Source organism: Chryseobacterium sp. 'Rf worker isolate 10' (genome assembly GCF_050753305.1).
Taxonomy (GTDB): domain Bacteria; phylum Bacteroidota; class Bacteroidia; order Flavobacteriales; family Weeksellaceae; genus Chryseobacterium.
In genome coordinates, this window is the sequence record NZ_JBOZOF010000004.1 from 357,771 (window position 1) to 382,811 (window position 25,041).

Sequence of the window (25,041 nt, forward strand, 5' to 3'; positions counted from 1 at the left end):
AACTCTTTAATTTCAACAGTCAGTTTTACTTCCCGGGTGAATAAAAATGTATGGTGATGGTAAGGAGTTTAAAACCCTGCGCTGTGATGTTTTAATATTATGCTAAAAGTGAAATATTGATTGGTAATAGTGCTTGTAAACCATTTAATATTCACAGTTAACAGACTTACTTTTGGATAATAATTCACTACCGTATTTTCCCGTCACTGAAAACAATGATATCTGTACAACGGCAAATAGTGACCTCTCCAACTATAAACCGTGACTTTTGAAATTTACACTTTGATGGTGGTTTTTCACTTTGGTGTAGAAGCTACCTTTGCCTTACTATTAACCAATTAATTTTTACTAAGATGAAAAATTTACTTACAGGTGTACTTACACTATTCGCCATGAGTTTCGGATTTGCACAATTCAATATTGATGTAACTACCCAAACAGGAAACTTAAACGTTGCTACTGTGGACCAGACTGGTCTTTTGAACATCAATTCTCTTACACAAACAGGGAATCGTAATACTGCAGATATTGATCAGGTTGGAATTTTAAATGTCAATAATGCGCAAAGTATCGGAAACAGAAACTCTATAGATGTGGATCAGGTGGGTATCGGAAACTCAAATGAAGTAATGCAGATGGGTAACAGAAACTCGGCTTCAACATGGCAGCTTGGAGTACTTAACTCTACAGAACAAACTCAGATCGGAAGAAGAAATGATGCTTCTTCGGTACAGATCGGATTAGGAAACTCAGTCGTTCAATATCAGGACGGAAGAAGAAATGATGCTTCGGCTATTCAGGTAGGTAGCGGTAATGAAGCGTATCAGATTCAGCTTGGAAGAAGAAATGATGCCACTGGAGTTCAGGTAGGTGCTAATAATATTCTTGTTCAGTATCAGGATGGTAATGATAACAGCGCTACTCATGCACAGGCAGGAAACGGTAATATCGCCGCTTCAGTTCAGGTAGGAGATGATAATACTTCTGTAGGAGTACAGACTGGTAACGCCAACCAACTTTATCAGTTCCAGATAGGAGATTCTAACACTGCTATTGACCTTCAAATGGGTAACGGTAACTTTACCTGGGTATCTCAGAGCGGTGATTCTCACATCCATGTAGGAACTCAGATGGGTAATGGAAACTCCATGGTTGTGAATCAATCCAATTAAGCCCTATAACACATACTGTAAATCTTAGAAAATTGTAAAGGAGAAACTGCAGTGTTTCTCCTTTTTTACCTTCGCTTTTCTCTGGCTTACATGAATGTATAATACAAAAAAACAGGTTATGTCTACTTTAAAATGGAGTGCATTTGCTCTTTTCGCAATCATGCGATTGCAGGCACAGGAAATAGACTGGGATAAGGTAAACAGTAATACAATCTTTAATCTTATAGCCAGGCAGCAGACAGATCAGAGTTCCTATGGTTCCAATATCATTCAGATGGGTGATTATAATAATGCTGAACTTTCTCTTAACGCCCGAACCAATATTGTAGTAAAACAGCTGGGAGATTTCAATACCCTCTATTTTATCAATTCATTTACAGATAAAGAAACGAAAGCTGCCGTTACTGCACAGGGAAACAACAATATCATTGATGTTACGGGAAGCAACAGTATTTCAGACGGAATTCAGATCAATGTAAAAGGGGATAACAAAACGGTTTTCATGCGAAACTACTAAAACACAAATGATGAAACTTTTATATTCCCTAAGCCTGAGCACTTTTTTTGCCTTCCTGTCTGTATGGGTATATGGGCAGGAAGATAAAAAAGTAAATGCAAGAATAGAGAGCAGCCTCCTTGAAAATCAAATTATACTGAAAGCTATTGTCATGAATAATACTACTGTTTATAAGGAACTGAATTACCTTTTGGTTTCTATTAAAAAAGGAAACGGCGGGAATCTTTCAAACAATCAGCAGAGTGGTAAATTTTCTGTCAACCCGAATGAAGTCAAAATATTATCAGAGATCAGTGTAAACCTTGAGTCAAAAGATGCTTTGAAAGCCTTTCTTTATGTCAGGGATGAAGAAACACAAAAGCTGGTAGCCAAGGACAGCCTGGAACTGAACAGTGATCTTTTTAAAAAGAAAACAGCAAAGATAGAAGAAGATGCTGCCTATGAACTGAGAGGGCTTACTATTGATGAAACCAAAACCAAGGTGGGAAAAGATTTTTATGATCTGTTCTATATGCAGTACAGTCAGCTTCCGGATAAAAGCAGCAGCGCTGTTACCATTACAGAACTTCCTCTTCGCGGGACAAGCGGCCAGATCAATATCCAGATTGAAGATAAAATTATTTACAGTTTTATGACCAATCCCGCTGAAGACTATTTGAAAGAACAGCTGGCCTACAGCTTAAAATATATCAAGGAATTTAATGCTAAGAAAAACCTTATTAAAAATGAATTTATCTACTAAAAATGTCCGCCATGAAAACCTTTATGATTATTTTGACCTTTATCGCGGGTATTTTCTACGGAAAATCTCAGCAGCTCGTCTATAAACCGGTGAATCCGGCTTTCGGAGGAGATACGTTTAATTATCAGTGGCTTTTAAGCTCTGCTAATGCACAAAATCAATTTGATGAAAAAAATGATTACAGCAATTTGCTGGATCGTGTAAACTCTCTTGACAGTTTTACCCAGAGTCTGAACAGACAAATTCTCAGTGAACTTTCAAGAAAACTGTTTGATGAACAGTTTGGTGATGGAAATTTAAAGCCCGGAAACTATCTTTTTGGATCACTTTATTTACAAATTACCAATACTAATCAGGGACTTTTAATCAATATTTTGGATACCAGCAATGGCGATCAGTCCGAGATCGTAATTCCGAAATAGGAAATAACTAAAAATAAACTTACCATGACAACCTACACTTACACCAGAATCTTTTTCTGTAGTTTCCTGCTATGTGTTCTGCAGGCTTGCAGTTCAATATTTGGTTTACCTTCGGATCCCGAAAAACCAACGATGGGAGAGGTTACCTCTTCTACCGCAGAATTGAAAAATCTCCCGCTTCCTAAAGAGAAGATTGTAATAGGAGTCTACAAATTCAGAGATCAAACCGGCCAGTACAAACCTTCCGAAAATGGGAACAACTGGAGCACGGCAGTTCCTCAGGGAACCACTACCATTCTCATTAAAGCATTAGAAGACAGCCATTGGTTTATCCCTATTGAAAGGGAAAACATTGCCAATCTTCTCAACGAAAGACAAATCATCCGCTCCACACGTCAGGAGTATATAAAGGATGCAGACAAAAACAGCCAGGCACTTCCTCCTCTTTTATACGCCGGAATTCTTCTTGAAGGCGGTGTCATTTCCTATGACAGTAATATTCTTACAGGAGGGCTTGGGGCCAGATATTTCGGTATCGGGGCTTCTACACAGTATCGTCAGGACAGAATTACCATTTACCTTCGTGCAGTTTCTACGCTTAATGGGGAGATTCTTAAAACTGTTTATACCTCCAAAACTATTCTTTCAACCAGCGTAAACGGAAGCTTTTTCAGATATATTGATACGGAAAGACTTCTTGAAGCTGAGGTAGGTCTCACTCAGAATGAGCCTGTGCAGCTTGCTGTAACCGAAGCTATTGAAAAAGCGGTGAAATCTTTGATCGTAGAAGGAATCAGAGATAAAATTTGGGGCAAAGCAGTAGATCCTAATGGACCCTACCAAACTTTAATCAATGAATATAACAATGAACAGGAACGAAATGACGGAAGAGTAGTTGGTGGTCGATATCCGGATAATTACAGACAGAAATTTTCCATGTTTGCCAATATTGAAGGACAGAAAGTACGGGATGATTATGTAGGTCCTAAAATGAACGTAGGAGGAAAAGTGGGATTCAAATATTTCCTGACTCCTTACCTGAATGTAGAAATAAATGGCAATTATTTTACTCTTGAAAATTCAAATATTGTAAAAAGAAACTATTACGGTCCTGAAGTGAATCTGGAATATTTGCTTTTTCCAAAATACAGATTCAGTCCATACGTGTACGGTGGAGCAGGAGCGATGTATTCAAAATACAAACCTCAATATAAAGCACAATTTGGAGGAGGGCTGGAATATATGATCAGCAGGAATGTTTCTCTGAGAGCTTCCGCCCAATATGACATGGGCTTCAAAGATAATTGGGAAGGCCTTGTGAACGGAAAAAGAAAAGATCAGGCTTTACGCTTTGGTATAGGAATCAATTTTTACTTCGGAAACAAATAAAAACACGAATTATGAAAACTTTAATTAAAATACTCAGCATATTCATCTTTGCTTTTTGTCTGTTTTCATGCAATGAAGACCTTGTAGAACAGGCTCAAACAGGAATGTTAAAAGGAAAAGTCGTAAAAAGAGGCAGTAATGTGCCGATTCCTAATGTGAAAATTTTCACAAATCCTACGACACAGACGGTATTCAGCGGTACAGATGGTTCATTTGAAATCGCAGCCATGCCGGTGGGAAATTATTCTGTGAAAGCAGAACTTTCAGGATATATCACAAGCTTTCAGTCAGTCAATATACAAAACGAAAACCAGGTGGTAACGGTAGTTTTTGAGATGGATGATGATACGTCATTGAACTCTCCTCCTGCTACACCACAGTTGTTAAGTCCGATAGATAACGCAGTAAATCAACCTTTAAGCGTCGAACTAACCTGGAGCGCAACAGATCCGGATACAGCGGATGTTTTAAAATACAGTTTAACAATTAAAAATAATCTTGACACTAATGTGATTCAGGTTAATGATTTGACAGCTAACCACTATACGCTTTCAAATCTGAAGTTTGGTGTAAGTTACTTCTGGCAGGTGTCTGTTTCGGACGGCATTCACCAGCCAGTTTTAAGCTCTATCAGTAAATTTACCACCAATACAGTTCCCGCCAACAGGTATCATTATACCCAAAAACAGAATGGAAACTTCGTCATTATTTCCAGTGATGATCAGGGAAATAACTTTCAGTTTACTAATTCTTCCTACAACAGCTGGAGGCCACGTAAAAACAATAATGCAGGTCTTATAGCATTCCTTCGTACAGAAGGTGGAAGTACTCATATTTATACAGCCAATCCAGACGGTTCCAATCCTTTTAAAGTAACAACGGTTCCTGTAGCTGGTTTTAACAATTACGAAATGGATTTTTCCTGGAGTACAAATGGTAAGGAGATTATGTATGCTAATTTTAATAAACTGTATAGGATCAATAAAGACGGAAGCGGTCTTACGCTGGTATATACCACTCCGGACGGAAGCATGATCTCCGAATGCGACTGGAGCTATGACGGTAGCAAAATAGCATTGAAAACCAATGATTACAACGGTTATAACACCAAAATTTATGTTATAGATACTACGGGAAATGTTCTTAAAACCGTATTATCCGGTTCTGCCGGAGCGAGTGGCGGCTTGAATTTCTCTGTAGACGGACAGCTTCTTCTCTTTACCCGGGATATTTCAGGATATATGGATGGAAGCGGAAATTACCGTCAGCTGGATTCACATATCTTTATTTATAGCCTGGCTACTGATGTTGTAAGTGATATCTCTTCTCAAAGCGAAAAAGTGATGGGAACCAATGATCTTGATCCAAGGTTTTCACCAAATAATGCGCAGATCATTTTTATGAATACTTCCAATGATAATATTTCGCAAAGAAACGTGATGGTCATTGATTTATCAAGTAGTCTTACAGATCTTACCCGTACCTCGCTTTTCAGTAACGGAGAAATGCCGGATTATGAATAAAGTTGAATGTTTTTAAGTTTAATGTTGTTTATCATTTTCATTGACATTTAATTGATGGACTTTTCAAATAAGACATGATTATTACCACTATAAAGTCCAGGTTTTAAGGTTTAAAGTTCCAGAATGTAAGCTTGAGATTGGAAATTCGGGTTGTTTGCAAATGAAATAATAAGGTCTAAGCAATATACGTTTTTAGTAGTCCGGTTTTCAATCTCTTTGTCTCACTTCCAGCCTTAAATAAAGTTTATTAATGAGTTGTCTGTCTGATTCTGAGTCACAAGACCGAATTCAGGCGCAAAAAAAATTCCAGACTGTAAAGTTTGGAATTTTTTCGAGTTGTTCATGGAAGAATTTCAGTCGATGATATGATTTTCTATAGCATATTTTACAATTCCGACCGAGTTTTTTGCATTGAGTTTCAAAAGAATTCTTTTTCGATGTGTTTCTACCGTATTGATACTTATAAAAAGTTTTTCAGAGATATCTTTACTGCTGTTTCCGTCACATATAAGCTTAAGGATTTCCATTTCGCGGCGGGTAAGAGGTTCTCTGATATGAGGATTGGGTTTTTCCTGTTCGCTGCTGATAAAGCTGATCATTTTTTCCTTGGCATGATCGCAGATATAGATTTCATTAAGGAGTAGGATATTGATGGATTTCAGGAATTCATCATATGTACAGTTTTTGTCCAGATAACCTTTGATGCCTTTGTTGAAGAGTTTCCGGATGTCAATCACATCATAAGAGCTTCCTATGATAATGATTTTCATATTTCCATGTTCAGAAATGATATTTTCTGTCAGTTTGCAGAGTTCCGTCAGCATAAGCATGTTGGAACTCATGATAAGCATTTCCGGAGGTTGATCTTTTAAACGTTTGGTGAGGGGTTCTAAAGAATTACAAATGTCAATAGTGCTAAAAATATTACTTTGTGAAAGTAGTCTTGATAATCCCTCTGTATACAGCATGGGTTCATCAAAAATGGTCAATCTTGGTTTCATCATGGTCTGTTTTGTTTATATAAAAATAGGAAAAAAACTTTACATTTTGAATAAAATTGATAAATATTTTCAAATTATTGTGTTTTTATTGATAGTAAAACATTATTTTTATTGATTTTTCATTAAATAATTCTCTTTTTGTGGAGTTTTTGGGAGTTATTGTTGTTAAAATCTAGTATTAATCATTGTTTTGGAGATGCAATTTGAAATGTGGTACTATATAACTAACGTGGTAGGGATATGCTTTACGGGAAAATTAACCGAGTTGGCAATGAAACAATATTCGTTAGCTTTATGATGAAGCTGTTCTGCTTTTTCTTTCATAGATTCCTCTGCAACGGTTACCGTAGGATGCAAAATTACTTCTGTAAAATACCCGCTTCCATTAGGTGTTTGTGCCATTATACCTGTTGCTTCATCAGTATAATCTGTTACAATAATGCCGGCTTCGGAACAAAAATGCAAATACCAAAGCATATGACATGATGAAAGTGAAGATAACAGCATGTCTTCCGGATTGTGCTTCGTTTTATCACCACGGAATGCGGGATCAGACGAACCCTCAATAATGACTTTATTTTCTGCTGAAATAGTATGGTTTCTTTCGTAATCTCTGTAGCTGCTGGTTCCGGTTCCCTGGTTTCCTGTCCATTGGACGGTGATTTTGTAATGGTGGTTTTTCATAATTAAAATATAAAAGATATTATTAGCGTTCAATAGGGGGGGGGCTTTAGCCCGCCATTAAAAATAAAAAAATCATCAGCTTTAGCCAAAACTTAAATTATAAATCATATTCTATACTTATAAATGCACAATAAAAAAACCTTCAGAAAACTGAAGGTTTTAAATTTTTTAATTAGAGAATTCTATCAATTCTTCTTTTTTGGCATTGTAGATTTTGTATTCTAAATATTTAAAAGAATCCCTTGGTACAATGGTTACCCATTTTTTGTATTTGATAAACCATTTCATCTGGATACTTTTGATGCCTTTTGTAAGGTAGGCTTCCACAAATGGATGTACATGCAGGTAGATTTTTCCTTTTTCTTTCTGCAGGATGTTTCTTAAGGTTTCACCCATTCTTTCCACGATAACAATTGGAGCTACAATTTCTCCGTCTTTGTTCGGGTTTTCTTCTTTGGTGTCGATCTGCTTTTCCGGACGGTTTCTTTGTCTGGTGATCTGGATCAGACCAAATTTACTAGGAGGAAGGATTTTGTGGCGGGCTTTGTCGCGCTTCATTTCCTCTTTTAGATGCTCGTAAAGATCTCTTCTGTGATCAGAATTCGGCATGTCTATGAAATCGATTACAATGATACCTCCCATATCGCGGAGGCGAAGTTGTCTTGCGATTTCAGTAGCAGCCATTTTGTTCACTTTCAGTGCATGCTCTTTGTTGACGGCTGTTCCGGTGGTGATATTATTACCGGAGTTGACATCAACAACGTGAAGGGCTTCTGTGTGTTCAATAACAAGATAGGCTCCTTTAGAACTCGGAATGTTAACGTGTTTTCCGAAGCTCTGTTTAAGCTGTTTTTCAACATTATAATATTCCAGAAGAGGAATATGGGAATCGTAAAACTGGACAATATTTTTCTTTTCAGGGGCAATTACTTCCACGTAATTTGTCATTTCATTTACCATTTGCTCGTCATCGCAGATGATGTTAACGAAATCCTGATTAAAATTGTCTCTTAAAATAGCTGAAGCTTTGTCTTCTTCGCTTAAAACTTTAGACGGAACTTTATTTCTCTGGATGTTTTTAAAAGTGCTTTCCCATTTCTGAACCAGCTGGTTCATATCATTATGAAGGTCTGCTACTTTTTTTCCTTCGGCTACAGTTCTGATAATGACTCCGAAACCTTCAGGCTTAATGCTGTCGATAAGAGTTCTCAGTCTTTCTTTTTCCTCAGTACTTCTGATTTTTTTGGAAATAGAAACTTTATTGTCGAAAGGAATTAAAACCAGAAAACGTCCTGTGAGTGAAATCTGGGTAGAAATTCTTGGACCTTTTGTAGAAATTGGTTCTTTGGTAATTTGTAACAGAACCAGATCATCTTTGGCGATTACTTTATCTACTGTTCCGTTTTTGTCTATTTCGGGTTGTATCTCGAAATTCTTTAAGCTTGAAGTGCTTTGTTTTTTAGAAATAGTGTCTTTTAAAAACTTTCTGTATGTAAGATACTGAGGCCCCAGATCCTGATAATGCAGAAATGCATCCTTGTCATATCCAATATTGACGAATGCCGCATTCAGATTGGGTGCTAGTTTTTTTACTTTTCCTATAAACAGATCTCCAACTATAAAATCGCTTTTGTCCTCTTGCTCATGAAGTTCACATAGTCTTCCGTCTTCCAGCAGTGCAATCTTTGTAAGATCATCTTCATGCGAAACTATTAGTTCTTTCTTCATTTTTATTAAGATAAAATTGTTAAGATTATAGGAAGTGGATGTTTTTCTAGATTAATTCATCTATTAAATATAAGGATTTTGAATGAAAACCATTATATGTTTATTAAAATAATATTTGAAAGTTTCCGTTTTCCGAGGAATCTTATAGTTGCAAACAAAAATATAGTTAGTGAACTTTAAGAATTTAAATCCACCAACTATATTATTATATTGTAAATCTCGAAAAGAGGAGATTATTTTTTCTTATGTCTGTTTGCTCTTCTTCTTTTCTTTCTTTTGTGAGTCGCAACCTTGTGTCTTTTTCTTTTCTTTCCGCTTGGCATAATTTTAATTTTTTAGTAACTAGTTAATATTCAGTTAATGTTCTTATTTTACTGCAACTTTAGTTTTTACTTTCTCTACAAAAGATTTTGAAGGTTTGAAAGCAGGAATGTTATGAGCAGGAATCTCAATTGCAGTGTTTTTAGAAATATTTCTTCCTGTTTTAGCAGCTCTTGTTTTAATGATAAAAGATCCAAAACCTCTTAGATAAACGTTATCCCCATTATACATAGAAGTTCTGATCTCCTGCATAAAAGCTTCTACAACTTTCTGTGTTTCATTCTTTTCTGTTCCCAACTTATTTGAGATGGTGTTTACCAATTCTGCCTTTGTCATTTCCTTATTTTAATTTTAAATTTTAGGTGTGCAAATTTAGTTAAAAAAATTGAATACTAGCAAATTAGTGGCAAAATATTTTTATTCAAATAGTTGAGCTTTTAATGTATATACTATATTAAGGCGGGCTCGCAATAATTTAACAATAAAATAATGTAACGGGATAAAGATACAAAAAATCAATGAACAAAATTTAATAAATACCAGTAGGAGTAGGCTCAGAAGGTTTTTTTCTCTTTTATTTTAAAGTTAACATACCTTTGTATGCCCCATCTCTTACACGAAATTTAAGATCGTAATGTAATAACAGAATTTTTTTACAAGCTGGAGTTGTAATATCCATTTTCTACACAGAAACGGATAAGATGAAGCTTGGTTTTTAGTCCCAGCTTTTCTGTAAGCCGGTTGATATATGTGTCAATAGTTCTTGTGCTCAGGTTCAGTTTTTCTGCAATTTCTTTATTACTGAAGCCTTCATAACAGAATCTCATCAGCTGTATTTCAGCGGGAGAAAGCTCTTCCTGCCCCTTTTTCTGCCTGTCCATATATTCCTGTACAGCAAGCGGCTGCTGCTCCCATTCCTTGGAATAAGCTTGATAATCAAAGTCTTCGGAAACAATGCTTCCTTTAATGATATCCTTTATAATTGTACTTTTTTTCTGGCAGTAATAAATATTGGGAATTTTGGAAAGAATTTCAGCCATATCCTCCTGGTAAGTACCGGAATAGGTGATGATAGGAGTTTCTGTATTGTTTTTTCTGATGTATTTGATAGCCTCAATTCCGCTTAATACCGGCATAAAGAGTTCGATGATGAATACATCTTCCTGTCTTCTGTAGATTCTGTTTACAAGTTCGTGTCCATTGTTACAGTCGTTCAGAAGCATATAAAAAGGGTTTTCCATAAGTGTTTTGATCATTATTTTTTTAAAATAAAAATCACTGTCAGCAATAGAAAAACGCACGGTATTAGATAATATTTTACTCATTCTTAATATCGATTTGGCGAATGATATTTAAAATTTAGAGGTCTAATGTATGAAAAACTTATCAAAGAGGAAATTAATATTAAATTAATCAGGGTTTTCACGAAACAAGCGTAGGGAAATTACGTATTGCGCATAAAATTTTTTTTTTATACTTTCACAGGCCAAACAAATCGCAAATTATGTCTTCTAACAGGGAAAAAAAATTAAACAAATCTGACGTCAGAGTAGGCATTTGGAAGTTTATTCTGTCTTTTGTCGTTTTGTCGGTTGTCACTTTTTCGTGCTTATTTCTCTTCTTTAAGAGTTATGATATACAGCGGGAAGGGATCAGCCGGGAAGCTGAAGCCTATAAAGAACTGATGCTTCGAAGTGACGTACTGAGAGACCACATTGATGATATTTACGACAAAATGAACCAGCTTAGTATTAATAAGGTGGAGAATGACGTGTTCCTCAGAACCAGTATTATGGATAACGTGAGAGATGCTAAAAATATTATGGGAAAAGACAGTGCCCAGAGTTTTAAGCATTATGCTGTATTGATGAAACAGATCGTACCGATGATGACTTTAAAAGCTAAAATCATCGAAGTAGAATACCAGAAGAAAACGGTATTAAGGGATCTGGATGAATGTATGGGTAAAATAAAAGTGACCAACAACGAACTTCGAAAAGACCCTACGAGAAATTTTACAGGAAGTAAAAGAAGAAGATAAAAAAGAAAAGAAATGCAAGGACAAATCACACTATCTAAGAAAGAAAGGCATTATCAGTTTTTTTATTTAATACTGATGCTTGTGACTGCTATGTTATTTTTGGGAGTAATCTTTTTAAAAGGATTTGTATCTCCCTTTTCTGATGAAGATGTAAGAGGAATTCAGAATCTGGAACAGAAAGCTGAATTTGAACAGCATCAAAAAGTTGTTTTACCGATCATGGACAGTACTTATTCCATGATTACCAAGCTTACCAATGATGGCCCACAGCCTTTTGTGGAAAATAATATTCAGCTTGGAGTCAATGACCTTAACAGTTATTTTAATGGCACTGATGTAGTAGACATCCGAAAAGATGCTTACCCTCAGATTGCTAAATTCTATAAAATGTATTTTGATGACAAAAAAGTCATCTCAACAACTTCTGAAGACATTAAAATTTTCCAAAAGCAGGTAGATGAATGCAGAATCGGATTCAAAGACAAGCAGAATAAGCTTTATCAGCGTGAGCAGGATCTGAAAGCGAGAATGCAGTAAGCAAGTAAATACTAGGAACTTTACATAAAACACATCACAATTACTAACTATGAATTATTTTCAAAAGAACAAAAAGAACATTATTATTGGTGTAGTTGCAACGCTGCTCATTGCGGCACTGGTTGCACTATGGCTGCAGAAAAAGGTAATCCATTCTGCCGATGATATTGTTGGAGTGGTTTATCCGTCTTCACTGGCGGTAGGAGACACGCTTTTATTCGAAGATAAGACCCAGTTTGCGAAAACCAAAAGATGGAATTTCGGAGATGGTACTACTTCAGACAAAAACAGCGGAATTCACTTCTATAACAAACCGGGATACTATCAGGTAAGTTTGATCGTAGACAATAAGTACACGAAATCTTTCCCTGTAATGGTAAGCGCAAGAAGCGTTCAGAAAGCAAAAGATACAGCAAAAAGCACCACTACTATCGAAGCGGCTTCTCAGGCTATGCAAAATGAAAACGTACCTTTCCGTGCCGTTTCTGAAGCAAAACAATTTGCATGGAAATTTGGAGAAACAGGAAATACAGATTCTAAAGATAAGTTTACATTCTATTCTTATAAAAAACCTGGTGACTACGTAGTAACTCTATATACTGAAGAAACTCAGGAGCCTATTTACCACCGTATCAAAATTCTTCCGGCTTATGATGCTCTTGCAGAAGAGGAAGTATCCGTAGAAGATTCTTATGCAAAAGTAGATAACGATTTCAAATACCACCTTCAGCAGATTGCCAATGGTAACAGCTTCAATATGCATTACAATTATCTGTTGAAAACCTACCTGTGTAACAATGAAAATACAGTGGTAAAGGTGAATGAAAGCAAAGTGAATAACTTCTACATGTATTGTGCAGGTCTTCAGTTTGACAAAAATACGGTGATTCAGACAGTAAAAGTAAATCTGGATGATACACAGAACTGTGTAACCAAAGTAGAAATCAATCAAAGCAAATAACATCATCCGGTTTTACGGATGCGCCAATCATTAAAGATAAAATAGGATGAAAAATAAATTTCCTCTAGCAGCATATTATATAGGGTTATCAGTATTATTGACGAGTTGCCAGGTAAAACTGCCGTCAAAGAAAACCCCGGAGCCATCACAGTATGGGCAGGTGGACGCTTCCCCTGTCGTTAACGGTTACCCTAAAAAGTCAGTTCCATGGATCGTTATCTCAGACAGATCCAGAAATACGGCTTATTTGGATAAAGATGACGAGAAATCTTACAAAGAAGTGAAATTCCTTGAACCTTTAATGGTTTTAAAACATAGAGACGGAATGGTAAAAGTAGCAGAATATGTACCTGATGCTTTAATGAAAAAAGTTTCGTCAAAATCAATCAAAACATACGGATGGATTCCGGAATCTGATCTTCTTCTTTGGAACAATGCCCTGAAAAGCGAAAAAACAGGGTATCCTGTAAGAGTAGCTGTAGTGCCTAATAACAGTGAAGTGATCAGAAGTGCTGAAAGATATTACAAAAATGACTCTATCATGGTGTTCAATTCACCGAGTCTTATCGAAGCAGCCAATGTAAAGATTCCAAACGGACAAATTGTATATGTCTACAAACAGGCAGAAAATAACAAACGATTCTTAGTAGGTAAAAAACCTTCAATTGATATAGACAGCATTGGCAAAGGACTTTACGGATGGGTAAGTTCTAACGTAATTTCCAGCTGGGGAGAGCGTTCTGCTATCAAACTGAAAAATACTACAGGAATCAATGATTCTGCTTTAGGAATCCATGAAGGACATCCGGGAGGATCTGCGTCAGATGCAGAAAATAAAACAGCTATCCTTCTCACTGAGGTCAACAAAAGAACACCTCTAGAGAATATTTTCCCTGTAAATCTTCCATTAGAAGAAACACCTACTCTGGATACCAAGACAAAATATTTTACCAACATTTTAGATTACAGCAAAAACTTTGTATCCAATGTTTTAGGTGAACCAATTTATTTTGACCGTTACAGAGAAATCACAGAAAGAGATAAAAATATCAATATTGTTTTTGCATTAGACGTAAGTTCTGCCAATGCACCTTATGCACCTATCGTAAAATCATTACTACAGGACCTTCAGCTTAGATTCGAAAAGCCATCTTATTTTAGCAATGTTAAATATGGTGTGGTTTTATACAAAAACAATCCTTGCGGGAATAATGTTTCTGTGTCCAACTTAAGTGCAGACTACAGCAAGATCACTACGTTTATTGATCAGAAAACGAATGAAATGAACTGTGCAAGCAATAACGGTTACCAGCCGGTAGGAGAGGCTCTTACTGCAGCCGGAAACCTTCTTTCAAACGTTGCAGATGAAACCAATATCGTAGTAACAGTAGGTACCTCTGCCAGTCAGAGCGGGAATATGTACAGTGTAATCAGCTCGCTGACGCAGGCTCAGGCAAGACTGATCATGTTCCAGACCAGTGCAAGATCATCTGATAACTATAATGATTATGTATTGATGGCAGAAAATATTGTTACCAATACAGCCAAAAACATTGCAGAACTTAAAAAACAAAAGATCATCAACCAAAATGATGTTCTGACTAAGAATAATTTCAGCTTAGTAGAGGGCGATGAAGGATTCTTCTCATTGGCTTATCCTAAGCAGAGTATGTCTCAGGGATTCGTTATTTTCCCTAAGAAAGGCGATATTACCACTCCTGGGTTCCTGAAAAAATCTGTGGACAGTCTTATTGCCCAGGTTACTTTAGACAATCAGACTGTTGATAAATCACTGAATGAATATTTCCATTCTTCAGTAGGAGCAGGAAGAACAGATGTTGATTTGAAATATAAATATCTGTATCCGGGACTTACCAATCCGGTTTCTGCGGGAATTGCAGCTCAGCTGATCAATTACGGAAGCCCGTTCCTTGTAAAAGGATATATTCCAAAAGATCTGAAAGAATTTACTCCGGGAATAGAAAAAGGAATCCTTATTTCTGAATCTGAATATGATAATCTGAAAGCTTTCTATACTGAAGTTTACAGAAATACTCAGGCGGATCGTCCGGACTTTAATCAGGCAAGAGCAGTGAAAGAGTATGTGAAGCTGCTGAAGAAATATAATCCGACAATAAAATTCTTGGATAAAGGAGCTCTTTATGAATTACCAATGTCTTACGCTATTGGGATGAGTACAGGATTTGACCTTTCTGAAGAAGAATTAATGGCAAAATATAAACTGAAAGGCTGGAAAAAATCAAAAGTCGTTCCTAATGAAACGGTGAAGAATTATTTCCATCACTATAAAAATTTAGCAGACAGATTGCTTGCCAACAGAAACAATCCTGCTGTAAAGATTCAGCAGAACGGGCAGACTTTCTACTGGCTGAATGAATACTTTACGCCATCAAGAATTCCGACAGAACAACCGGAATATACAAAGCATTAAAAATTCTTTTTTATAATATTAAAAAGCAGAAGTACACACTTCTGCTTTTTTTGTGCTGTAAAGTGAGGCTGCATATATTAATCAATTTTAAACCTTAAACTTTGAATTTTTAAACCCTAAACTCTGTTTATTTCTCCTTGCAGTGTAAAATTATTTTTTATCTTAAAAATGGGATTTAATTTAAAATGTTGTTTTGATGGGCTTTACGGAAAGGTATATAAATCTATTATAGTAGAATTACGACAAGAAGTCGTAGAACTACTACAATTTCTCAGATTTGTATTGAAAAGTTTTTTTTAGCGGAAAAGAGCCTCTATATTTGCTGTACAATCACTGAATCACAAAATATTACTAACGATTAAATTTACTAATCATGGCAGAAAGAAATTCAAGAGGAATCTTAAAATTCAACAATGGTGAAGGGCAAAAGCTGTTAAAGATGAATTACAGCGTATCCAGATCTACAGACGTTTCCGGACGTGTAGCATCAGATCCTTCTAACGCACTCATCAAGGTTACAGTAGAAGCGACTGAAAAATCTGATATTCTGGAAAGCTTGCTAAATGGTAAATACAAGCCAACAGTAGGAGAAATTACATTCAATAAGTCTCACGAAGAAGGAACATTGATTACTTTGAACTGGCAGAACGGATATGTAATTCAGCATCAGGTTGATTTTGATGCCATTGATAGCGACAGTATGCTGATCAGTTTCGTAATAAGTGCGGAAACCATCGACTACGGTACTTCTCAGTTTGCAGGACTTTGGCCGTCCACCTAAAATTTATACACATTATCAACATTCATAAGAAAAAAGACTGTCCCTATTTAAGGCGGTCTTTTTTTGCCTGGATAAAAAACTATACATGAGAATTTTATTCTATAACCTATTTATATAATGTCTGTTATGTAAAATATTGTTATCTTTAAAACTAAACACAAACACAAAGTATATGAAAACCGAATCACAGACAAGAGGATCTTCCTTCCGTCCGTCACAGAATGCAGACGGAATATCCGAAAATCATCATGCAGGAATCAATCGGCTGGTAAAGTTGTCACTGGTTGTGGAGGGAAAAATTATTAAGTACTATAAACATTTTACTCTTAAACAAAAAGCTAGTCATCATCACGAATTCAGTCTTATCCTCGCTCACGATGCATTGGGAGACAGACAGACCCATACCCTTGAAGACGCTAATAAGTTTTTAGGAAAACGGCTGACGGCTGTCATTTCTTATAAGGATATTGAGAAAAGTCCTGAGAGAAATTTTGTGGGAATCATTACGAAAGTAGGATTCAGTCAGGAAAAAATGAGCCTTGGAAATATTGTACTTTCCGGATACAGTCCGACCATTTTACTGGATGGAGCTCCACATATCCAAAGCTTTGGGGGTGGACAACCTGTTAATATGGGAATTATTGCTGAAGAAGTAATCAAACAGGGAATTGATAAAGACAGATTCGATATAAGAGTAGATACGAATGATTATTCACAAATTATTTACAGCAGCCAATATAACGAAACCCATTACAATTATCTGGCGAGAATGGCAGAAGCGTATGGAGAGCAATTTTATTATGATGGTGAAGTATTGCATTTCGGGAAGCTTCCGCCACAGAATAAGCCTATAAAACTGCTGTACGGAAGCAATGCAGATAATGTTAGAGTAGAACTGAAAGCTGTACATACAAAACCTCAATATTATGGCTACAACAGCAGTAAAAATGAAAAACTGACTTCAGGAGAAACTCCGGTAAATCATTTAAGTGATCTTGCCCGTACATCATACAGTCATAACGATAAAATATATAAAACTCCAGCCCTTCAAATGGCTCCGATTAAAGCTACTACTCATCTGGATGTAGAGCATTCGCAAAGAAGTACTTCAGGAAGTGAAGCAGTCAATGTGTTTTCAGTTTCCGGATCTACAAGCGTTCCTTTTCTGCATCCGGGATGTATTGTTGATATTCATATGAGAAAACCGGATAGCAATGAAACGTCCTATTTTACGAAGGTAATGATAACAGAAGCTGTTCACGAAATTGATACCATCGGACATTATACCGGAACTTTTGAATCCATTGCCGCAGACACAGGTTTTCTTCCCAAACCTGAATTTACTATACCATCAGCACAGCCACAGATCGCAACTGTAATTTCTAATACAGATCCGGAAGATCAGGGAAGAGTTCAGGTGAGATTCGACTGGCAGATGAATGATACCACGCATTTTGTAAGAGTAATGAGTCCTGATGCCGGGGGAACAGATCAGATTACTCAAAACCGTGGCTATGTAGCCATTCCTGAAATAGGAGATCAGGTGATGGTTAATTTCGTACACAGCCATCCGGACAGACCTTTCGTGATGGGAGGAATGTTTCATGGTGGGATTGGTCTTGGCGGAGGAGCGGACAACCGTGTAAAATCCATTCAAACAAGAAGTGGCCACAGAATTGTTTTCACAGAAGATGAAAGCATTATTATTACAGATAAGAGCGGTAATGAAATTCATCTGGATACCACAGGAAGTAATATTAATATCACAGCACCGGAAACGATCAACATCAATGCAAAAAATATAAATATAAATGCTTCAGAAAATATTACTTCTACAGCTGGACTCAACATTACAGAAGGAGCGGGAGTAAATCATATGAGTACCGCCGGAGGAATGATGATGCAGAACGCTGTATTGGATTACTCTTTAATGGCAGCCAATATTTTAAAAGTAGCAAAAGGAGACATATCTTCTGAATCTACAAATGTAAAAAGAAATGCAAGTAAAGACATTGAGGTAATTTCTGCTGAAGGTAATATTCATCATAATGCCCAGAAAGAAGTTAAAAATAATAGCGGAGAAAAAGGAGCTAACTATTAATCTGATAACATGGGAAATATCACAGAAATAGCAGGCGGAAAGATCTCTGAGCTATCAACCCAGGAGATTGAAAATAATGCCGGAAACTTTATAAGTAATTTTGCTTCAAAATTTGTTAAACAAAAAGGAGATCAGGGAGGTGTTACTTATGCCAATCCTCCGGGCGATGAAAGAAAAGTTAAAAACTCAATAAAAGGGCTGGCCATTTTTCGAAGAAAAAGCAATTATGCTAATAAACCAGACTTTGGTTTTGATTGGTATGCTGGAGAAAACTATGAGACAACTTATACTGAGCCGCTTAATTATGAAAGTCTGGTATTAGATGGGGTTGACAGTCTTAAAAAAGAATATGCTCCCCATTCAAAATATATCTCTCTGGGAGAGTTTGGGTATATAAATGCAGGAGGAAACAATGAGAAGTCAGGTTTAAACATAAATGGCAAACCATATTATGTGCCTTGGTTTTCTGGTTTTGCAAAAGATGAATCAGAGAGCAGTAAAAGCTATGAACTTGATGTTTTTTTTAATATCGAAGAACCTGTGGAAGGGAGGATAGAAATAGGTAGTAAAGATGAAGGAATAGAAATAGAATTTACTGATGAAGGCAGTCCCAGCTTTGAGATTTCAGAAAGTACTCCAAAGCAGTTTACTAAAAATATTAAAATAACATTTCTAGATTATATCAAGGAAAGCACATGTATAATCATTACATTTCATAAAAAATCTGAAGAAGAAAAAGCAGAAGAAAAACAACGGAAAGAAGATATTGCTGAAGGGAAAGAGGTGAATTCAATGCAAACCATTTATATCACTGCAGGTGAATTGATGGGAGTGCTTAATGTATATAATAACAGTATTGAATATGATTTGAATGTTCGTTATGTAAAAGTCCACTTTAAAGGTTGGATCAAAGTGGATGGATATGATGAGAAAATCTATTTGTCAAAAAGGAATCCTGGAACCACATCTGATTATTTTGAAAATAATGATATCATTAAAAAGCGGCAGAAGCTAGAGAAACAAAAAACTGAACTTGAAACAGAATTAGCTGAGGTACAAAGTGGCAAAACAGGTTGGTTCAGTAGCAGTGAAGAAACATTATTAAGAAAAATTGCAGAGAAAAAAGAAGCTCTCCTTAAAATTGATGTTCAGAATAAGGCAAGATTAAAAATAAATCAAGAGCTGAATGCTTATGAATTTAATACATTGGAGACCAAATTCAGCAGCTCATTTCTGAAAACTTATGAGCAAAAAATTAAAGATACTTTTGCCCAGACATTAAGTCATTTTATAATAGATAAGGATGAATACTTGGAGGTAGATTTTGATGATATGGATGATGATTTGTATTTGAAAAAAAATGGATCAACTTGGGAATTGATGGAAGACGGAATATTTTCTGATAAAGGAAATGCAGGATATGTTCAGAATTATTTAGAAGAAATATACCGTAAAAATAATTCGGATTATGAAGATACAATCGTATTTTTTGTTCCTTTCGATATTGATGATTTATTTGGTAAATCTGAAAGCATATTTGCAAGTGCTGATAATGTAATCGTAGGACCTGCTATTATGGCAAAGAAAGACTGGATAACGATTCCTCATGAAGTAGCACACTCTTTAGGTTTGGCTCACTCTTTTCCTGATATGGGATCAACAAAACTTGCAGGCTTTTTGGAAGATGCAGTAAAAGCAGGACATTTATTTAAAAAAGGTACAACAGAAAATGTAATGGACTATATTTATGGAGATGTATTGATCACTTTTTGGAAGTGGCAGTGGGACAGAATTCATAAAGACACAGATGATATGAAAGCAATAGATAAATCGAAAAAAAATGAAACTGAAAAATAAGAAGTCAATAATCTTTAAGATGCTGGTTTTTGCTGGTATTATAATAAGTTGTCATTCAAATAGTCAAAATATGCAGGAATACAATAAAGAAGTTGAAAAGTTTAATGCAAATGAGCTGTACCCAGATCATAAGAGTGCTTATGAGAAACAAGGAGGTCAGATGGTATTTTATTCACCCGGCAAAAAACATGAAATCTACGCAAAAGTTGATTTAGAATCACATATTTTTGATGTAAGAAATTCAGATATGTTCAATACTGATGATTTGCTGGAGATCAATCACTCCAAATACTTCTCTCCCAAGAAGTATTCTACTTTTTATAAATATCCCATTGGAAAAAGCGGAACTGCAGGAGGAGATTTCTTTACACTTGTAGAATTTAATGAGCTTGGACTGATTAAAAGTATCGAAAAAAATCTCCCGGATGCTAAAAATAAATACCTCTATAAATATAATAAATACGGGCAGTTATTGCAGATATTGGAAGATAAAATGGTTGATAAAGTATTGGTGGAGAATATTTATGATGAAAATGGAAGACTTATTTCGCAAAAGAAAGATTATAAAAATCTAAAATCTGCAAGAGAATTTTCTTATGATAAAAATGGTAATATTCTGAAAGAAGATATCAAGGAAAAAGAAATAGCACCCAATGATAAAATAGTAAAAGATGAAGCCTATACATTACTTTATCAATACAATAATAAAGGACAGATCGTAAAAAAATATACTGAAGACGAAAATCATGTTATTGAATTTCAATATGACTCAGCTAATAAACTCACAAATATTGTGGAGTATTATGGAATTTCAGATAAATCTGATGTCAAAAAATGGGTAAATCATTTTACGAAAACAACATATAATTATAATAAAGAGCAGGTTACGGAAGAAAAAAAGTATGATTATACTATTGTAAATGCCTCAGTGCTTGTAGATAAAAAATGGACTCCAATAAGTCTTGATGAACAAAAAAAAATAGGCTGGCAAAAATTTAAAGATGGATCTGAAACCCCACTATCAGGATTCGAAAAAAAATATCAATACAGGTCTGATGCAATTAGTGTAGAAGTCAATACATACAATTTTTCCAACCAGTTTAAAAATGGAAAAACTGAAGTAAATAAAGTACTTACCAATGCAGAAAATATAAAATTTAAGTTAGACGATAATGGAAAGATAATTCATAAAGAAATTAATAATATTCAAAAAAATATAACAGAAACACAGGTGTTTTACTATTAAAATAATTAATCAAAAAACTGTTTTTTTCACAAAAGATATTCCTGAAAACTAAGTAACCTCGAAACATTCATGAACAAAATCACTGATCATCTGAAATACCTTTCCAAACTGTCTGCAGTCTTCATCATCAATATATTGAAAATTTATGCTATTGGAGCCATTTCCACCATTATTGTACTCGTCCTGGGAATCTATATCTTATCAGAAAAGCTGGGACCGTCTTTAGGGCACAGTGGTGCAGGAGGATTTTTGATAACCACTATTACTGCTAAACCTCTTTCAGCAAGCCTTTTCTACCTGCTGATTATTATTGCTCCGTTTTTTACGTTTGCTTTTGCTACAAAATATGCAATGTCCGTAGTCATTAATAAACTGCTTCAGGATCATTCCAAAACAATTGTAGTACCTTTTATTGATAAAGTAATCTCTGTATTTAAAGCGAAACAGCCAACAGTAATCAGAACAAGTGCAGATTTTGCAATAGCTAAAGTAAAGCTATTGAATGAGTTTAAAAACAGTTCAGAAAACAAAATACTCAAAAAAATAATAGGCTATGCCCTCGGCAAAATAAAATTTGATGAACTGAATCTGGGAGATGAAAACGCAGACTTCTCAGAAATTATTAAAAAGACCCTGATTGAGAAATTATACGAACTGGCAGAACCTTCAGCCATGTTATTCTATATCTACATAGGACTTCAATGGTTCAGTTTGATTTTACTATATTTTTTGAATATTTAAAGGAAAACAGAATTTAGAACAGCAATTTGTTATGAAATTGTAATATACGAATCGTGCTTAAAAACAAAAAAATACCGTTATTACTTCTCTATTTGAAGAATTAACTATCTTTATCTCGTTTAGAATAAAATATTTAAATTTAGCTACACAAAAAGAAAGATTTTTGATTCTCTGAAAATAGAGAGGAAAAAACAGATCAATACCATCAAATCTGAATCACATACAACAGAACGCAAATATATTAATATAAGAAAATTATAAATGGGAGTACTAGTAACCAACGAAACCGTAAAGCAGCTATTTCACATCGCTCAGTCGATAGCGAAAGAAAACTATAATGGAACTTATGGAGGGCCGCACATTCTGCAGGCTCTGATGCATAAAGATATCGGACTCAATGAATTTCTGAAAAGTATAGATAAAGATCCCGGCTATTTCTACGAATGGGCAGATGTCCGCATTGAAGAATATCCAAAAACAAACCACCTTCCCGATGAAGTAGGGCAGGATGACGCCATAGATACTTTAATTGAAGAAGCTGATGATATCCGTTTAAAATTAGGATTGGATGAGATTACACCCATCTGTATTCTTACAGCTATCGTAAAACCACAGGTTGTATTTTCGCTTCAGCAGCTGAAGTCACTTCCGTTGAGAGAACATGAAATTTTTAACCTGTACAGAAAAGACACACCCTTTACCGTTTCAGAAGATGGCGATTTTTCATCATTATTTTCAAATAACGGTTCAGACTATTCAGACAATTCATTTCCTTCCATTAAAAGCTATTGTGTAGACAGAACAGCACAGGCAAGAAAGGGTGAAATTGAAAATATTATCGGTAGAGACAAAGAACTAAGAATGCTGGTTGAAATTCTTTGCCGAAGAAGCAAACCCAATGTCATCATCATTGGGGAACCCGGAGTTGGAAAAACGGCTTTGGTCGAAGGATTTGCTACAGAAATCATTAAAGGAAACGTCCCTGAAATGCTTAAAAACGGGACTCTTTTAGAACTGGATACCGGAGCTCTATTAGCAGGAACTTCTTATAAAGGTGAAATTGAAGACCGACTGAAAAAAGTAATCAATGAATGCAAGAAAATTGAAAAAGCCATTCTTTTCATTGACGAAATTCATACCCTTTTAGATCCGAAAGGAAGCATCGGAAACGTTGCCAATCTTCTGAAACCAGAGCTTGCCAGAGGTGAAATTACCGTAATCGGAGCCACAACTCAGGAAGAATACAGAAAAATTATAGAACCGGAACAGGCGTTCAACCGTCGTTTTGAAGTTCTAACAGTTCTTGAACCGGATGAAAAAACCTGTGTGAAAATGATTGATGTCCTTCTTGATGGCTACAAAAAACACCACGGGATTGAAGTAGAAAAAACTTCCCTTCCCGAATGTGTACGTCTGGCAAAAAGATATGCAAAGGGTAAAAAATTACCGGATGCCGCTATTGATCTATTAGACAGAACAATGGCTGCTATCAAAATGCTTGATGAGTTGTCAGAAAAAGAACTGGGCAGCTGGAAAGAAAGCTACAATGCTATCTTAACGGAAGAATTCGCAGACAGTAAGGATAAAGCCGATGAGCTTATCTGGACTTACAACCTGCTAAGAGATAGAATAAGTCCGATTCTATGGGGTTCATTGAGTGAGCAGCCTGCAATAGACAATTCTATGCCGGTAGATCAGATTCAGAAAATTATTGAAGATACTTATGAAGAGCTTCTGCAGCATGCCGCGAAGAAAAGAGAAAAAGTAGACAGATTGGAACTGGCAGCTGTAATGGCCGCTAAAACGAATATCCCGATTGGTAAAATTCAGGCCCAGGAAAAAGAAAAACTCCTGAATATGGAATCACTGTTATTGAACAGAGTAGTAGGGCAGGATCACGCATTAAAAATCCTTTCCGATGCTATTGTTGAAAACCGAAGCGGATTGAATAAGCCAGGACAGCCCATCGGATCTTTCTTCCTTCTGGGACCTACCGGAACAGGAAAAACAGAGCTGGCAAAATCAATGGCGGAATTACTTTTCAATGATGAAAAGGCGATGGTACGCTTTGATATGTCAGAATTTAAAGAAGAACATTCAGCAGCTCTGCTATACGGAGCGCCTCCGGGATACGTAGGATACGAAGAAGGAGGTATGCTTGTCAATAAAATCAGACAACAGCCTTATACCGTTGTTCTTTTTGACGAAATTGAAAAAGCCCACCATTCCGTTTTTGACGTATTCCTGCAAATCATGGACGAAGGAAAAGTTCATGATAAACTGGGTAAAGAAGGAGATTTCAGCAACGCCTTAATCCTTTTTACATCCAACATTGGAAGTGAAGAAATTGTAAAACAGTTTGAAGAAGGGAAAATTCCGGAATCATCTTCATTGATGCAGATTATGTCAAATTCAGGACGATTCAGACCAGAGTTCTTAGCGAGAATTACAGAAATTATTCCTTTTGCACCGATCACAGAATCCATTGCAGAAAGAATCTTTAATATTCAGTTGAAATCACTTCATACTTCATTGACCAGATTAGGAATTGCCCTGAAAATCAGTGATGATGCCGTAAGAAATCTCGCATTAGGAGGATTTAGCAGTAAGTATGGAGCAAGACAGATCTCAGGAGTAATCCGTGCACAGCTTGCAAGACCCATCTCCAAAATGATCGTTAGAGAAGAAGTAAAATCCGGCCAGACCATTCATGTAGATTGGAATAATGAAGAAGATAAAATAAACTGGAAAGTAGATTAATGATGAAGCAGAAAGACAAATTTGCGAAACAGCTTTTTTGTCTTTTTGCTCACAAATACAATTAA

21 protein-coding genes are annotated in these 25,041 nt (G+C 35.8%); 16 read left to right on the forward strand and 5 right to left on the reverse strand.

All coding sequences use genetic code 11. The annotated features are described in order from the left end of the window. Nucleotides 1-353: 353 nt before the first annotated feature. The 6 genes from LKL37_RS19590 (at nt 354) to LKL37_RS19615 (ending at nt 5,765) form a co-directional block, all read left to right on the forward strand. Nucleotides 354-1,172: a hypothetical protein gene (locus tag LKL37_RS19590; RefSeq protein ID WP_431612122.1), complete on the forward strand. Its 819-nt coding sequence runs from the start codon at nt 354-356 to the stop codon at nt 1,170-1,172. 118 nt (nt 1,173-1,290) lie between these two features. After that, on the forward strand, nt 1,291-1,689 hold the full coding sequence (locus LKL37_RS19595; protein WP_431612123.1) for a hypothetical protein: 399 nt from the start codon (nt 1,291-1,293) through the stop codon (nt 1,687-1,689). 10 nt (nt 1,690-1,699) lie between these two features. Then, nucleotides 1,700-2,431, forward strand: coding sequence for a CsgE family curli-type amyloid fiber assembly protein (locus LKL37_RS19600; RefSeq protein ID WP_431612124.1), 732 nt, complete (start codon nt 1,700-1,702; stop codon nt 2,429-2,431). An 11-nt stretch (nt 2,432-2,442) separates the two neighbouring features. Continuing rightward, complete coding sequence (locus LKL37_RS19605) at nt 2,443-2,853, forward strand: curli production assembly/transport component CsgF (RefSeq protein ID WP_121490108.1); 411 nt, start codon at nt 2,443-2,445, stop codon at nt 2,851-2,853. A 24-nt stretch (nt 2,854-2,877) separates the two neighbouring features. After that, on the forward strand, nt 2,878-4,242 hold the full coding sequence (locus LKL37_RS19610; protein ID WP_431612125.1) for a CsgG/HfaB family protein: 1,365 nt from the start codon (nt 2,878-2,880) through the stop codon (nt 4,240-4,242). A gap of 11 nt (nt 4,243-4,253) precedes the next feature. Continuing rightward, nucleotides 4,254-5,765 carry a carboxypeptidase-like regulatory domain-containing protein gene (locus LKL37_RS19615; RefSeq protein WP_431612126.1) on the forward strand — a complete coding sequence of 504 codons (1,512 nt, stop codon included), beginning with the start codon at nt 4,254-4,256 and terminating at the stop codon, nt 5,763-5,765. 353 nt (nt 5,766-6,118) lie between these two features. On the opposite strand, the gene LKL37_RS19620 is transcribed toward LKL37_RS19615, so the two are convergent. The 5 genes from LKL37_RS19620 to LKL37_RS19640 form a co-directional block, all read right to left on the reverse strand. Then, a complete protein-coding gene (locus LKL37_RS19620; RefSeq protein ID WP_431612127.1) occupies nt 6,119-6,769 on the reverse strand; it encodes a response regulator transcription factor in 651 nt (216 codons plus the stop codon). Nucleotides 6,770-6,982: 213 nt separating this feature from the next. Further along, nucleotides 6,983-7,450, reverse strand: a complete 468-nt coding sequence (locus LKL37_RS19625; protein WP_431612128.1) for an OsmC family protein — start codon at nt 7,448-7,450, stop codon at nt 6,983-6,985. A 168-nt stretch (nt 7,451-7,618) separates the two neighbouring features. Beyond that, nucleotides 7,619-9,178, reverse strand: a complete 1,560-nt coding sequence (locus tag LKL37_RS19630) for an Rne/Rng family ribonuclease (protein ID WP_121489982.1) — start codon at nt 9,176-9,178, stop codon at nt 7,619-7,621. A gap of 366 nt (nt 9,179-9,544) precedes the next feature. Continuing rightward, entirely contained in the window at nt 9,545-9,835 is a 291-nt protein-coding gene (locus LKL37_RS19635) for an HU family DNA-binding protein (RefSeq protein WP_002984212.1), read from the reverse strand. A gap of 317 nt (nt 9,836-10,152) precedes the next feature. Continuing rightward, nucleotides 10,153-10,824, reverse strand: coding sequence for a response regulator transcription factor (locus LKL37_RS19640; protein ID WP_431612129.1), 672 nt, complete (start codon nt 10,822-10,824; stop codon nt 10,153-10,155). Nucleotides 10,825-11,003: 179 nt separating this feature from the next. Here LKL37_RS19640 and tssO point away from each other — a divergent pair, with 179 nt between their 5' ends. The 10 genes from tssO to LKL37_RS19690 all read left to right on the forward strand — a co-directional run bounded on the left by tssO (nt 11,004) and on the right by LKL37_RS19690 (nt 24,976). Beyond that, nucleotides 11,004-11,540, forward strand: a complete 537-nt coding sequence (tssO, locus tag LKL37_RS19645; RefSeq protein ID WP_431612130.1) for a type VI secretion system TssO — start codon at nt 11,004-11,006, stop codon at nt 11,538-11,540. Between the two features lie 12 nt (nt 11,541-11,552). Further along, a complete protein-coding gene (locus LKL37_RS19650) occupies nt 11,553-12,077 on the forward strand; it encodes a type VI secretion system transmembrane protein TssO (protein ID WP_431612131.1) in 525 nt (174 codons plus the stop codon). Nucleotides 12,078-12,126: 49 nt separating this feature from the next. After that, nucleotides 12,127-13,038, forward strand: coding sequence for a PKD domain-containing protein (locus LKL37_RS19655; protein WP_431612132.1), 912 nt, complete (start codon nt 12,127-12,129; stop codon nt 13,036-13,038). Between the two features lie 46 nt (nt 13,039-13,084). Continuing rightward, nucleotides 13,085-15,490 (forward strand): type VI secretion system protein TssR domain-containing protein, encoded by a 2,406-nt coding sequence (gene tssR, locus LKL37_RS19660; protein WP_431612133.1) that lies wholly within the window; start codon nt 13,085-13,087, stop codon nt 15,488-15,490. 373 nt (nt 15,491-15,863) lie between these two features. Then, on the forward strand, nt 15,864-16,271 hold the full coding sequence (gene tssD, locus LKL37_RS19665) for a type VI secretion system tube protein TssD (RefSeq protein WP_431612134.1): 408 nt from the start codon (nt 15,864-15,866) through the stop codon (nt 16,269-16,271). A gap of 172 nt (nt 16,272-16,443) precedes the next feature. Beyond that, nucleotides 16,444-18,372: a type VI secretion system Vgr family protein gene (locus LKL37_RS19670; protein ID WP_431612135.1), complete on the forward strand. Its 1,929-nt coding sequence runs from the start codon at nt 16,444-16,446 to the stop codon at nt 18,370-18,372. A 9-nt stretch (nt 18,373-18,381) separates the two neighbouring features. Further along, entirely contained in the window at nt 18,382-20,229 is a 1,848-nt protein-coding gene (locus LKL37_RS19675) for a hypothetical protein (protein ID WP_431612136.1), read from the forward strand. 70 nt (nt 20,230-20,299) lie between these two features. Continuing rightward, complete coding sequence (locus tag LKL37_RS19680) at nt 20,300-21,475, forward strand: hypothetical protein (RefSeq protein WP_431612137.1); 1,176 nt, start codon at nt 20,300-20,302, stop codon at nt 21,473-21,475. A 69-nt stretch (nt 21,476-21,544) separates the two neighbouring features. Then, nucleotides 21,545-22,216, forward strand: coding sequence for a hypothetical protein (locus LKL37_RS19685; RefSeq protein ID WP_431612138.1), 672 nt, complete (start codon nt 21,545-21,547; stop codon nt 22,214-22,216). Nucleotides 22,217-22,477: 261 nt separating this feature from the next. Then, on the forward strand, nt 22,478-24,976 hold the full coding sequence (locus tag LKL37_RS19690) for an ATP-dependent Clp protease ATP-binding subunit (protein ID WP_431612139.1): 2,499 nt from the start codon (nt 22,478-22,480) through the stop codon (nt 24,974-24,976). Nucleotides 24,977-25,041 lie beyond the last annotated feature (65 nt).

What these genes read in the sequence shown, in the direction of transcription:
- LKL37_RS19590 (WP_431612122.1), top strand. Translation starts at nt 354, where the DNA reads ATGAAAAATTTACTTACAGGTGTACTTACACTATTCGCCATGAGTTTC.
- LKL37_RS19595 (WP_431612123.1), top strand. Translation starts at nt 1,291, where the DNA reads ATGTCTACTTTAAAATGGAGTGCATTTGCTCTTTTCGCAATCATGCGA.
- LKL37_RS19600 (WP_431612124.1), top strand. Translation starts at nt 1,700, where the DNA reads ATGAAACTTTTATATTCCCTAAGCCTGAGCACTTTTTTTGCCTTCCTG.
- LKL37_RS19605 (WP_121490108.1), top strand. Translation starts at nt 2,443, where the DNA reads ATGAAAACCTTTATGATTATTTTGACCTTTATCGCGGGTATTTTCTAC.
- LKL37_RS19610 (WP_431612125.1), top strand. Translation starts at nt 2,878, where the DNA reads ATGACAACCTACACTTACACCAGAATCTTTTTCTGTAGTTTCCTGCTA.
- LKL37_RS19615 (WP_431612126.1), top strand. Translation starts at nt 4,254, where the DNA reads ATGAAAACTTTAATTAAAATACTCAGCATATTCATCTTTGCTTTTTGT.
- LKL37_RS19620 (WP_431612127.1), bottom strand. Translation starts at nt 6,769, where the DNA reads ATGATGAAACCAAGATTGACCATTTTTGATGAACCCATGCTGTATACA.
- LKL37_RS19625 (WP_431612128.1), bottom strand. Translation starts at nt 7,450, where the DNA reads ATGAAAAACCACCATTACAAAATCACCGTCCAATGGACAGGAAACCAG.
- LKL37_RS19630 (WP_121489982.1), bottom strand. Translation starts at nt 9,178, where the DNA reads ATGAAGAAAGAACTAATAGTTTCGCATGAAGATGATCTTACAAAGATT.
- LKL37_RS19635 (WP_002984212.1), bottom strand. Translation starts at nt 9,835, where the DNA reads ATGACAAAGGCAGAATTGGTAAACACCATCTCAAATAAGTTGGGAACA.
- LKL37_RS19640 (WP_431612129.1), bottom strand. Translation starts at nt 10,824, where the DNA reads ATGAGTAAAATATTATCTAATACCGTGCGTTTTTCTATTGCTGACAGT.
- tssO (WP_431612130.1), top strand. Translation starts at nt 11,004, where the DNA reads ATGTCTTCTAACAGGGAAAAAAAATTAAACAAATCTGACGTCAGAGTA.
- LKL37_RS19650 (WP_431612131.1), top strand. Translation starts at nt 11,553, where the DNA reads ATGCAAGGACAAATCACACTATCTAAGAAAGAAAGGCATTATCAGTTT.
- LKL37_RS19655 (WP_431612132.1), top strand. Translation starts at nt 12,127, where the DNA reads ATGAATTATTTTCAAAAGAACAAAAAGAACATTATTATTGGTGTAGTT.
- tssR (WP_431612133.1), top strand. Translation starts at nt 13,085, where the DNA reads ATGAAAAATAAATTTCCTCTAGCAGCATATTATATAGGGTTATCAGTA.
- tssD (WP_431612134.1), top strand. Translation starts at nt 15,864, where the DNA reads ATGGCAGAAAGAAATTCAAGAGGAATCTTAAAATTCAACAATGGTGAA.
- LKL37_RS19670 (WP_431612135.1), top strand. Translation starts at nt 16,444, where the DNA reads ATGAAAACCGAATCACAGACAAGAGGATCTTCCTTCCGTCCGTCACAG.
- LKL37_RS19675 (WP_431612136.1), top strand. Translation starts at nt 18,382, where the DNA reads ATGGGAAATATCACAGAAATAGCAGGCGGAAAGATCTCTGAGCTATCA.
- LKL37_RS19680 (WP_431612137.1), top strand. Translation starts at nt 20,300, where the DNA reads ATGCAGGAATACAATAAAGAAGTTGAAAAGTTTAATGCAAATGAGCTG.
- LKL37_RS19685 (WP_431612138.1), top strand. Translation starts at nt 21,545, where the DNA reads ATGAACAAAATCACTGATCATCTGAAATACCTTTCCAAACTGTCTGCA.
- LKL37_RS19690 (WP_431612139.1), top strand. Translation starts at nt 22,478, where the DNA reads ATGGGAGTACTAGTAACCAACGAAACCGTAAAGCAGCTATTTCACATC.